This window comes from Bradyrhizobium sp. (genome assembly GCF_019244115.1).
Lineage (GTDB): Bacteria > Pseudomonadota > Alphaproteobacteria > Rhizobiales > Xanthobacteraceae > Bradyrhizobium.
Genome location: NZ_JAFATE010000824.1, coordinates 1 through 11,453, shown reverse-complemented (window position 1 = coordinate 11,453; position 11,453 = coordinate 1). Strand labels below are relative to the sequence as shown.

Genomic DNA, 11,453 nt, shown 5'->3' with positions numbered 1-11,453 from the left:
CGTCGGCGAGCGGGAAATACGCCTCCAGGATTGCCAGGATGCCGCTGGCGCCAAGCCTCTCGTAGGTCCGCGCCTGGGCGACGGCATCCGCCGTCGCAGTCGAGGCGACGCCTGCCACGACTGGCACGCGGCCCGCCGCGGCCTCGATCGTGATCCGCACCACCTCTGCGCGCTGCGCGCTACCCAGATAGGCGAACTCGCCGGTCGAACCGAGCGGCGTCAGGCCATGCACGCCTTTTCCGATCAGGTCGTCGCAGAGGCGCGCGAGCGCGCGTTCGCGGATTTTCCCGTCCGCATCGACCGGCGAGACGAGATAGGGAAAGACACCGTGGAAATCAGACATCGGACAAGCGGGTTCACGCACGAAGTTGGAGGGCATGGCCCAAACGATATCGCAAGTGCAGTTTAGCCGACATACGCGCCTCGCATGAACCCGGAAACAGCCGCCAGCCGTCCGATTCTGACATTGGTGTCAGATTGTGGCCGGCCCTCTCGAGGCAGGCGTAAAACCGGCGCAAGCAATCCGCACCACGCGCATCATTTTCATAAAATCGACCCAATGCCGCTTAAGCAGGAACAAGGTGGGTGGGATGCTGCAGCTCCGGCGGGCGAGGAAGGCCAGCCGTGTATCTGATTTTCGTGCCGGATGATGAGGCGTCGCTCATTCCCAACGGATGATGAAACATGCACAGCAAGGAATTGGATCAAGCGCGAGAGCCCGCAATCTGGTTTCGCCGCCATCCCGGCCAGGGATCGATGGGCAAACTCGGCGGCATGCCGACGCTGCCGTTCGGAACCGATTGGCCGCGGCATCCCGAATCCGGCGAACCCCTGCATTTCCTCGCCCAGATCGACCTGTCACGCCTGCCACCGACCCCGCTGGCCGGCGCGCGCACGCCCTCGCCGCTGCCGAAGGCAGGGCTGCTGTTCTTCTTCGCCGACATGGTGGAGGAGATGCTGTGGAGCGGCCATGGCGGGCCGTTCGCCAACACCCGTGTCATTTTTTCCGAGCGCGCCGGCCCCGAGCGCACGCCGCCGGAGGGCACTCCGGATCTCGGCCACGCGCTGGGACAGAAGAGCGGCGACTATACGGGCGGCCCCGGCCGCACCAGTTTCAGCCAGGGCTCGATCGAACCCTACGTGATCGAAACCTTTGCCGGCGTCGAACCCTTTCCCGACCAGTCCGATGCCTATGCGGCGGCGGCCCAGGCGGCGATGGTGGCCTCGATCGAGCGGGCGACCGGCGCCGCGCTTCCGGTCCTGAACGGTGCAGGCGAGGTGATGACCAAGGCGCAGGCGCTGGAATATGTTCGCGTGAAGCAGTTCCGCGACGGCACCGTGCATCGGGCTCTCGAATGCCCGCGCCATCAGATGCTCGGCGTCGGCAAGAACCTGCAGGGCACGGCCGAAGAACATTATGCCGACGGTCTCGTCCTCCTGCTCCAGATCGACAGCGACAAGGCGGTCGACAGCGATTTCGTGTTCTGCGACATGGGCGCGGCGCAGTTCTGGATAAAGCCGGACGACCTTGCCGCCGGACGTTTTGACCGCGCCTGGGGCACCACCGAAGGGGCGTGACACGCTGCGCTATGGCCGCGCCGGGGGATGATCGGCGATCCACGCGGCGATCGCCGGCAGCGCGCGGGTTCTGAGATCGGCCGAGATCGCGATCGTCTCCAGCGCCCGCGCCGTCATCACGCGCCCGCCGGAGGTTGCCTGGGCGGGCGCAAAATGCGCGAGCTCGTCGGCATGAGCGGCATCGGAAAAATTGGTCATGAAGTTCGGGATGAACAGGTCCTTGAAATCGGGACCTTGCTTTGCGACCAGCGCATCGAGGTTGGTCTGCACGAACTCCCAGGCAAGGTCCGGCTGCTCGCCGGACCAGGCCACAGTGTTGATCATGCCGTTCACGATGGTGATTGGCGGCTCGCCGGTCAGCGTCAGCGCCAGGGTCGCGCGCGCCAGCGCGCCATCGCGGGCGGCCGCGGCTGCGTAGTAGTAGCGCAGGCGCTCGTTGGTCGCGGTGGTCTTGCGCGCCAAAGCGAGAAGCGCGTCATAGGTTTCAAGATCGGCGGTCAGGCCGGCGATGTGGGTCACGGGATCGCGCAAGGCGGGCGGCAGCGCAGCCGGGTCCTGCAAAAATGACGCGAAGCGGCGCTTCGCCTCCGCGATGACATCGGCATCGCCGAGCTCGCCGAGCAGGTTGATCAGGCTGGTGCGCAGCAGTGTCGTCTCGTCATCCTCGCCGGCAGGCTTGCCGTCCCAGCCGATGTGGTCGAGCACGGGCCGCAGCAGGGCCCGCGCGTAGGCCTGCAGCGCGGGCCGCTCGGGACTTTCGAGCGCTATGCGATTGAGACTGGAAAAGGCCGAGATGACCTGGTCCCAGACGGCGCGGCGGTCGCCGGCGTCGAGTTCGCTCACGAGCGCGAGATAGGACGCAGGCGCGGCGTAGCCCGCTTTGACCATCGCCCAGTCGTCGGCGAGCACGTTGACCCGGTCCTCAGGGCTCATTGCGGGGAGCGCTTTTGCGATCAGCGCGCCATCGACCGGTCCATAGGCGACCCGATAGTAGCCGATGTCGCCAAAGTTCACCTTGATCGCCTCGCCACACGGCCCGGCCATCACCTCGGCGTTGCCGTCCAGCAAGAGCATCTGCGATGGTTTCGCGGCGCCCGCCGTTCCGATTGCAACCGGCACCTGCCAGCGACGCTGAGGCAGGCTGTCGGCCCCGCCCGCCGAGCCCGGCACGACCGCGAACCGCTCCTGCTTCAGGACGAGCTGCTGCTTGCCGCCGACACAGTTCGTCTCGGCCGTGATCAGCGGCACGCCTTCCTGCTCGGTGAACGAGGCGGCGATCTTCGCAACCGGCTTGCGGGCCGCCGCTTCCAGCGCCTTCCAGAGATCGGCGGTCGTGGTGTTGCGGTAGGCATGGGAGGCCATGTAGCTGCGGATGCCTTCGCGGAACGTGGCCTCGCCGAGATAGCTTTCCAGCATGCGGATGAAGGCCTGGCCCTTGTTGTAGGTGATGGCATCGAAGGCGGTCTGCGCCTCGCTGTGGTCGGCGACCTTTTGCTGGATCGGATGCGAGGTGCGGCGCGCATCGAGCGTCATCGCGAACTGTTTTTGGCCGTAGCCGTTCAGCCAGGTCTTCCATTCCGGATAAAAATGCTCGGCCGCCTTCTCCTGCATCCAGCTGGCAAAACCCTCGTTGAGCCAGAGATTGTCCCACCAGCCCATGGTGACGAGATCGCCGAACCATTGATGCGCCATCTCGTGCGCGAGGATGGCGAAGATGCCGCGACGCGCGGTCTCCGCGTTGCTCGTGGGATCGAACAGCAGCCGGCTTTCGAAGAAGGTGATGCCGCCCCAGTTCTCCATGGCGCCGCCAAAACCGCCGGGCACCGCGATCAGATCGAGTTTTGGCAGCGGATATTTGATGCCGAAATAGTCGTTGTAGTAGGCGAGAAGCTTTGCGGCGTTATCCAGTGCAACACGCCCCTTGTCGCTCTTGCCGCGCGTGGTGACGACGCCGACGGTCACGCCGGCCGCCTGCACGGTCTGCCGCTCGAGCTCCCCGGCCGCGAGCACGAACAGGTAGCTCGACATTCTGGGCGTGGTCGCAAACGTGACCCGCTTCAGGTCGGAGCCGGCGGCATCCTCGCGCTCGGGCGGCATGTTGCCGACCGCCATGAAGGCGCGCGGCACGGTGACCGTGAGCGCAAACGTCGCCTTGAAAGCCGGCTCATCCCAGCACGGAAAGATCCGCCGTGCGTCCGACGGCTCGAGCTGGCTCGAGATCATTCGCTTGGTGCCCTGCCCGGCTGGATAGTCGACATAAAACAGTCCACGGGCGAACGAGTTGATGTGCGAGGCGAAGCTGAGGCGAAGCTTGTGCAGGCCGACCGGAAGCGGTTTCGGAAAGGCCAGCATGGCGGTCTCGGAGCCGGCATCGAGCGCGATCTCGGCCTGCTGCGCGCCATTGTCGACGCTCGCCTCCGCGATCGTCACGTTCGAAGCATTCAGCGTCAGCTGTGCGGCGGGCTCACGCAGCTCGACATCGACCGTCTCGCTTCCCACCACCGTGAGCTGCGTCAAATCGGGCACGAGCTCGATCGCATAATGATGCGGGACCACGGTCTTCGGCAGCTTGCCGGGCGCAGCGTCGAAGGAGAAGGTGGGCTCGGCGATGGCCTGTCTCGCGGCCGGCCCGGCCAAGACCAGTGCCACCGCAAGACTGCACAGGATCGGGAAGAAACGCGGCATCAGGCGTCCACCCGCACGCGGCCGCTCTCGGCAAAGGCGATGATGCGCGCGATATCCTCGCCGCCCGTTTCCTTCTCCTTTGCGATATGTTCGAACAGCCGCGCACAGCCTTCGAAGATCAGGCCTGCCGGATCATCAGGTCCGAGAAAGCCGGAAATCTCGCGCATCTCGGCGACCCAGCGATAGGCTTTTGGGATCATGTCCGGCAGCGCTCTTTCAAGGCGGGCGAGCATCTGCGGCTGGCTCGCGGCCAGTTCGGCGCGCAGCGCTGCGTCTGCCCCCGCGCGCGTGGCAGCGAGTGCGATGGCGGCGCCGAGCGCGGTAAAACCTTTGTTGATGCCGGCATAGGACATTTTGAGCGCGGAGGCCGCGCCCACCGGTCCGTCGATCACGCGGAGGTCGAGGCCGACATCGCGAAGGCAGGCGAGCCGGTGCGCCGCGGCGCCCGAGACATGGAACACCGGCCCCTTGGTGCCGGGCATTGGCGGCAGGCCGATGATGCCGGCATCGACAAAGGCTGCGCCGGTCGGCGCAATGATGCCGGCGATCGCTTCGACAGTCGCCACATTGACCGCGTTGCAATCGACGAAGACAGGCTTTTTAACCGCGGCCGTGATCGGGCCGGCAAGCCGTTCCGCCAGCGCCACGGCCTCGCCCGGCGGCACGATCGACAGGATGATGTCGGCCGCGGCGATCTCGGCATCGGAGGCTGCGATCATGCCGGCGGCGGCGGCCCGGTCGACTGTCGCCTGGCTGCGGCCTGCGAACTGCGTCAGCACCCGCACGCCATGCTCGCCCAGACGGCGCGCGACCGCGCTCCCCATGGCACCTGGCGCAATAACGGCGATGGTCAGTGTCATGCAGAAACTCCAGATCTCACATTCGACCTTAGCCCGACATTAACGACGATTCCACGAAGGCGCGAACGCGTCGAACCATCCATACGCAACCCCAGAATGCAAAGAAAGCGCATCTCGCAGGCCTTTTCGGCCATGCGAAGCAGCGACGCTGGCTAGATCTGCCAGCAACCGCTGCCTTTAGGAGAAGGTTCACCATCATTGTTAGAAAGCAATTCAAATCTTCGCTGCACGATCACCGCGCCCGGTCATTCGATCCGGGCAATCGTTGCCGTGCGCGAGCATCGCGACGCGACCTGCCGACACGCGCAAGAGGCGACCTGCTTTGCCGCCACCTTCGCTCCGCAGCGGTCGCGACCGGGCTCATGCCGGCACCTTGGATTTGGCAACGACGCAGCCGGCGCGAAGCGAAAACGAATTTCGCGTGGCGGGGCGGCGTGAAGGTTCGGACAGGCAGCGATGTGCGACGACACCGGATCAACACAGCAGGCCGCGCCGCGAACGAACGCGGCCGCCGCTGTTTCCTACGTGCGTGAGTTGCCGATCCGACTGAGTGCACTTGCCGGCTGTGCGCTCCGGCACGTGCGCATGGTCCCAAAACTCGCGCATCTGCGCGCACTGGCTTGCGTGCTCGTGGTATCTGGCTGCGCGGGCAGCGCGCCGCAAGTCGAAACAAGGTCAGACCCGGCCCACACTCCGGGGCAAATGTGTCATATCGACCGCGCATTGCTGACACCGGTGCACGCGCCCGATTGTGGCTTTGGCAGGGCGGATCTGAAGACCGTCGATCCCGAGCAGTGGGACCATCTGAAGCTCGAATTCGAGCGAAAATGCTATCAGAATGCCGAGAAGATCGCGCGCGAACGCCTGCGCCGTCTGCAGGTGGCCGCCCGCTGCGAGGTACAAACCGCGCAGCGCTGAGTACGTAAGGCTCTCCTAAAATACCTCTCGAACACTCTCTCACCATCTGCGTCATTGTTCTGCCGCAGTAAGCCGACATCATTTGCGCCAGTAGCGTCCGGTGCGAGTGCTCAACAGAAAGTTCGTGGCGGGAATTCGGACGGGGTCGAGGGTAGAGTACCGGACGAGTGCAAGATGAAGACGCTTTACGATTTGCTCGGAGCGCTTCCCAACGACGACGCCGAAGCTCTCAGGACGGCGTTCCGCAACGCTGTCAAGGGCAGTCATCCCGACATCCGCCCCGGCGACCCCGATGCCGGGCTGAAGTTCAGGCAGATCGTCCGCGCCAACGAAATTCTTCGCGACCCGGATCAGCGCGCCGCCTACGACCATCTGATGGATCTCGCGGTGGTCGAACAGCGATCCGTGACCACGCAGGTGATCGCCACACGGATTTACAAGCTGGCCTTCGGCCTGGTCGGACTTGCCGGCGGCTCGGTTGCAACCGTCGGCGTGTACCTCCTGCTGTTACACCTGACCGCCGCAGGCCTTGCGCCGCAGAACGACTTCGACACCGCGGCGCGCGGACAGGTCGAGATGGCGGCGCTTGCGCATGCGGCCTTGCGTGAGGCGAGCGAGACCAGGATCACCGCCGCCAAGGACGACGGCGCGATCACGCCGCCGGACGCGATTACCCAGCGCGTGGTTACCACCGAGACGATCACCGACAACACGGCCGCCATTGCTGCGGCCGCGGGGACCATCGGCGATGCGGACGCCAGCGAGGTGCTGCGGGCCAGGGGCATCACCGCCTATCGCAACGGCGACCTTGACGGCGCGATGGCCGATCTCGATCAGGCCATCCAGCTCAACCCGAAATTCGCGGCCGCCTATATCGATCGCGGCATCGTGCTCTACCGCATGCAGAAATTCGACCGTGCGCTGGCCGACGTGGCGCGGGCGAAACAGATCGAGGGCAAGCATTCCGACAAGTCTGACAAGGCGGCGCGCGTCAGGCCGGAGCCTGCGACCGCCGGCAAGCCCGATTCCGTGCTGAAGCGGCAGCGCGCCGCGCAGTCGGCCAATGCGCTTGCGCTGTCGGGGGTGCCGCAGCGGCGGGGCCAGGATGCCTCGCGCGAGGAAGCGGGGAGTCTTCTTCGGGTCCGCTAAAGCGAGCGGTCCCATAAGTCCACCTCTTCGGGAGCTCTCTTTGCTCCCTCCTCCCTTGCGGCGTGTCGCCTCATCCGATCACCCTCATGCCGCGGTCGCAAACAACAGGCGAAACTTGAGCCCTGGCGCGTTGTCGAGCAGCTCGACGCGCGCGCCATGCAGATGCGCCACCGCCGCGACCAGGCTCAAGCCCAGCCCGTTTCCGGGCGTATAGCGGCTCTGCTCCAGGCGATAAAAGCGCTTGAACACATGCTCGCGCTGCTCGGGCGGAATCCCCGGGCCGTCGTCGGCGACCGAGATTACCGGCCTGCCCTCGACGGTTTCGCTTGCAACCGTCACCTCGCCGCCGGCGCGGCCGTGCTTGATCGCATTGTCGACCAGATTGGCGATCGCATCGAACAAGAGATCGCGATCCCCGGTCACCAGCACCTCGCGCTCGCCGGCTAGCGACAGACGGGTTGCATCCTGCTCGGCCGCGGCGTCGTACAGCTCGACGACCTCGCCGGCGATCTCGACCAGGTTGACGGTACGAAAACCGCCCTTGCGGGCCTGCGTCTCGATCTGCGCGATGCGCGTGATCGAGGCGAAGATCCGCAGCACCGAATCGAGATCGGCGATGGTGTCGCCGATCAGCGCCTGATCGGCCTCGGCGGTTCGCTCAGTGTGATAGGCCTTTTCCAGCCGCCCGCGCATCCGCGTCAACGGCGTGCGCAGGTCGTGTGCGACATTGTCGCTGACCTGCTTGACCTCGCCCATCAGGGTCTGGATGCGGTCCAGCATCAGATTGAGATTTTCGGCGACCGCGTCCCATTCGTCATGGGTGCCGCGCAACGGGATGCGCTTGTCGAGGCCGCTCGCCATGATGGCGCGGCTGGTGGCATTGATCGACTCGATCCGCCCGACCGAGCGCCGCGTCACCAGGAAGCCGGTAAAACCTCCGATCACGAAGGTCAGGACGACGCCCAGGATCACGGCGGTCCTGATCCGGGCCGAAAAATGATCGAGGTGGCCGATGTCGCGCGCGACCAGGAGACGGTCGCCGCTCGGAAAAGTGGTGAGCAAGCCGCGGATCAGCGGCGCATTCATCGTGGCCGGCGCCGGGGGCGAGCCGCGAAACTCCGTCCATCCCGACAGGTCTGCGGACGCCGACGGCCACTCTGCCAGATTGCCAGCCAGCACGGTCGAAGCGGGGTCGGCAAGAACGTAGATGCCGTCGGCAAAGCCCTTGTCCGCCATTCGCTGCTGGATCAGTTCGGCGAGGGCGTCGCGTCCCGAACGCTCATAGGCCTCGCGCAGGCTCTGGGTGTCGGCGAGGATGGCGCGATCGGCGTGACTGCGGACGTAGGAGGTGGTCGACAGATAGACGAACAGGAAAATCGCCGAGACCGCCGAGCCGAAAGTCAGGATGGCGATCAGCGCCACCTTGAAGGTCGAGGACGTGAAGGTCTTAGCTAGGAGCACGAAGGCAGTATCCGACGCCGCGAACCGTGTGGATCAGCGGGTAGGCCTGCTGATCGTCGACCTTGCGACGGAGCCGGCCGACATAGACGTCGATGATGTTGGTCGATGGATCGAAATGCAAGTCCCAGACGTGCTGCAGCAGCATGGCGCGGGAGACGACGCGGGCCTCGTTGCGCACCAGGTATTCCAGGAGCTGGAACTCCTTCGGAAGCAGCTGGATCTCCTTGCCGTGGCGGCTGGCGGTGCGCGAAATCAGGTCGATCGCCAGATCGCCGACGCGCAAAATGGTTTCCTTGGCGATGGTGTCGCTGCGCCGACCGAGCGCCTCGAGCCGCGCCAGAAGCTCCATGAAGGAAAACGGCTTGACCAGATAGTCGTCGCCACCGGCACGCAGGCCGCGCACCCGGTCGTCGACCTCGCCCAGCGCGCTGATGATCAAAAACGGCGCCGCGACGCCGTCGTCGCGCAATTGCCGCATGATCGTGAGCCCGTCGATGTCGGGAAGCATGCGGTCGATGGTGATGACGGCATAGTCGCTTCCCCCGCCACGGTTCAGCGCCTCACTGCCGTTGGAGGCGAGGTCCACCTGATAGCCGCTGGTCGTGAGCTGCTCGACGAGCTGGCCGGCAGTCTCGGGATCGTCCTCGACGACCAGGATGCGGCGGTGACTTCCTGTCATGAACCTTCAGTCTCCGAACGATTGGCCGGGCGCCGTCACTTCGGCCGGGTCGGACGTCGACGGATACACCAAAAGCCGGCTCATCGCACTCCACATCCTGTGCAAGCGGGCCGAAAATGTGACGGCCGCCACCGGCCCTTGCGGACCCGGCCGTTGGCGACCGTCACACTGCGGAACATGACCGGGAAACATGGGGAGCGCTTTCCTTGTCGGTCATGCCCAACGGCGCATGTCAGTAAACGTAATCTCCGCAAACGTTCACCCATCGCACTCCATAGGCCGTCCAGACCCGGCGCCAGCAGCTGTCGTAGCCGGCGTAGAAGAACGGCGCGCCGAGGAAGAAGAAGCGATGATGGAAGCGGTGGTGGAATCCGAACCGTGGCGAGAATGCGGCATGTGTGAAATGCGCGCCGCTGAAATGAGGACCGCCGACGCCCATGGCGGCGAAATGCGGGCCGCCCATCGCATGCATCCCGCCTCCCATGCCGCCCATCGCATGCATTCCGCCGCCCATGGCATGTCCACCGGCCATGCCGCCGCCGTGCATTCCACCACCGCCCATCATCATGCCGCCACCGCCGCCGCCGCGGGCGAACGCCGGTGAAGACAGAGCAAGCGCCGCCGCAAGCACGCCTGCCGCGACGCGATGCAGGATCTTGGTGCTCATCTCGATGCCTCCGTTGTTGGTCCCTGTCAGCGGCCGCTTCGGCGCAACAGAGCGATCCTGAGCAGGCCAAAATGCGTCAGCAATATCAAATGACTAATGCGACAGTTTCTGACAGAGGAGTTAGCTTGCGCGGCGTGATCACGGGATTTCGCCGCCACGCGGTCATCATGGCTTGTCTGTGGTCACGTGCGTGGCAATTCGCCGCCGCGAACGCCACGATGTATCGGACAAACGCCCGCGCTCTCGGGGCGCCGATTGCCCAGGTTGCATTCGTCTCATGCGCCACCGCGTCCAAAAATTCTGCTGCCCTTCGTATGCGTGACCATGACGCAGAGCGCGAGCAGAAATCGAACCGTTCCCACCTTTTTGCCTTTGTGCGACCGCCGCCCCCTTTGGCCGTCTCACGAGATGCTGGGCAATAAGCTCGCCGAAAATGATTGATCGCGTCAGTTCTGCAATCTCACGCCGAGCATCACGACCGTCGCTGCCGAGCTCGAGCCCACCTCGTTGGACTGGAGCACGTCGTGGCGCAGCGTACCCTTGATCCAGAGATTGCGGGTGAGCTTGTAGATCAGGTCGCCCTCGGCCGACCAGGTCCGGTCGCTGCGGCCAAAGCCCTGGTAGTCGAGCGTACCGTAGGAAAATTTTCCGATTGCCGTCAGCCAGCGGCGGAAATCGTGATCGACCTCGACCGTGTAGGTGTGCACCAGGACGCCGGAGGCGCCGGCCACGGTGGTTTCGGCAAGCTGGGTGTCGGAGAAGAACTTTGCCGTCGTCAGCGGCGTCGCCGCCCACACCAGCGAGGCGGTGGTCAGGAAGCCTTCGAGCCGGTTGAGCCTGGGATCGACATAGTTGCGCGCGGCATAGCCGATCGAGACGTCGCCGGTGAGCAGCCGCGTCAGCTCGAACGAGGTGCCGGCCTTGGCGTAGCCGCCGTCCGAATCGCGCTGATAGCCGGAGCGGTCGACCTGCACATCATGCACCCGGCTGTCGCCCTCGATTTCCGCATATGGCTTCAGCCATGGCAGCACCTCGTAGGAGATGCGCCCCACGCCGCCATACTGGTTGAAGTTGCGATCGTCATTCGACGAGATCGAGCCATCGGTGAGCTTGCTCTGCTGATAGCTGGTGCGGTCGACCGTGGCGCCGGCCGAGACCTGCAGCCGGTTGAAGCGCTGGTCGAAGCCGATTGTCGAGCCGAGCGTGGTGTAAACAGGATATTCGGAAAGCCCGGCCTGGATATTGGGGCTGCCGGGATTGTCGGTCGCGGCGCGCAGGCGAAGTTGCGCGGTGATGTCGGTATCGCGCGTGACGTCGAGCCGGCCGTCGATATGGCCGGTGAAATCGGGACGGTCGAGATTGGTCGGCGCCGGGTTGACGCCGCCGTCGATGGTCGCCGGCAAGGCGCCGCCATAGCCGGTGAAGGAGCCTCTGAGGTCGGCGACCAGCGCATGGC

9 protein-coding genes and 1 pseudogene are annotated in these 11,453 nt (G+C 65.1%); 3 read left to right on the top strand and 7 right to left on the bottom strand.

The features are described from left to right. Positions 1 to 343 (bottom strand): dihydrodipicolinate synthase family protein (locus JOZ76_RS35025; RefSeq protein WP_291705947.1); only part of this gene is annotated, 343 nt, incomplete at its 3' end. Positions 344 to 684: 341 nt separating this feature from the next. Here JOZ76_RS35025 and JOZ76_RS35020 point away from each other — a divergent pair. After that, on the top strand, positions 685 to 1,578 hold the full coding sequence (locus tag JOZ76_RS35020; RefSeq protein ID WP_291705946.1) for a YwqG family protein: 894 nt from the start codon (positions 685 to 687) through the stop codon (positions 1,576 to 1,578). Between the two features lie 9 nt (positions 1,579 to 1,587). On the opposite strand, the gene JOZ76_RS35015 is transcribed toward JOZ76_RS35020, so the two are convergent. Then, complete coding sequence (locus JOZ76_RS35015) at positions 1,588 to 4,263, bottom strand: M1 family metallopeptidase (protein WP_291705945.1); 2,676 nt, start codon at positions 4,261 to 4,263, stop codon at positions 1,588 to 1,590. Further along, positions 4,263 to 5,123 carry an NAD(P)-dependent oxidoreductase gene (locus JOZ76_RS35010; RefSeq protein ID WP_291705944.1) on the bottom strand — a complete coding sequence of 287 codons (861 nt, stop codon included), beginning with the start codon at positions 5,121 to 5,123 and terminating at the stop codon, positions 4,263 to 4,265. The genes JOZ76_RS35015 and JOZ76_RS35010 overlap by 1 nt, the downstream gene beginning before the upstream one ends. 456 nt (positions 5,124 to 5,579) lie before the next feature. On the opposite strand from JOZ76_RS35010, the gene JOZ76_RS35005 reads away from it, so the two are divergent. After that, positions 5,580 to 6,041, top strand: a complete 462-nt coding sequence (locus JOZ76_RS35005) for a hypothetical protein (protein ID WP_291705943.1) — start codon at positions 5,580 to 5,582, stop codon at positions 6,039 to 6,041. Positions 6,042 to 6,215: 174 nt separating this feature from the next. Beyond that, the gene (locus JOZ76_RS35000; RefSeq protein WP_291705942.1) at positions 6,216 to 7,190 is read left to right on the top strand and encodes a DnaJ domain-containing protein; all 975 of its coding nucleotides are present in this window, start codon (positions 6,216 to 6,218) and stop codon (positions 7,188 to 7,190) included. Between the two features lie 84 nt (positions 7,191 to 7,274). Here JOZ76_RS35000 and JOZ76_RS34995 read toward each other — a convergent pair. The 4 genes and pseudogenes from JOZ76_RS34995 to JOZ76_RS34980 all read right to left on the bottom strand — a co-directional run. After that, positions 7,275 to 8,207, bottom strand: a pseudogene (locus JOZ76_RS34995) (sensor histidine kinase); the annotation flags it as partial. Positions 8,208 to 8,637: 430 nt separating this feature from the next. Then, positions 8,638 to 9,330 carry a response regulator transcription factor gene (locus JOZ76_RS34990; protein WP_291705940.1) on the bottom strand — a complete coding sequence of 231 codons (693 nt, stop codon included), beginning with the start codon at positions 9,328 to 9,330 and terminating at the stop codon, positions 8,638 to 8,640. Positions 9,331 to 9,562: 232 nt separating this feature from the next. Continuing rightward, positions 9,563 to 9,997, bottom strand: coding sequence for a hypothetical protein (locus JOZ76_RS34985; protein ID WP_291705939.1), 435 nt, complete (start codon positions 9,995 to 9,997; stop codon positions 9,563 to 9,565). 446 nt (positions 9,998 to 10,443) lie between these two features. Beyond that, on the bottom strand, positions 10,444 to 11,453 hold a 1,010-nt coding region (locus JOZ76_RS34980), incomplete at its 5' end, for an outer membrane beta-barrel protein (protein ID WP_291705938.1).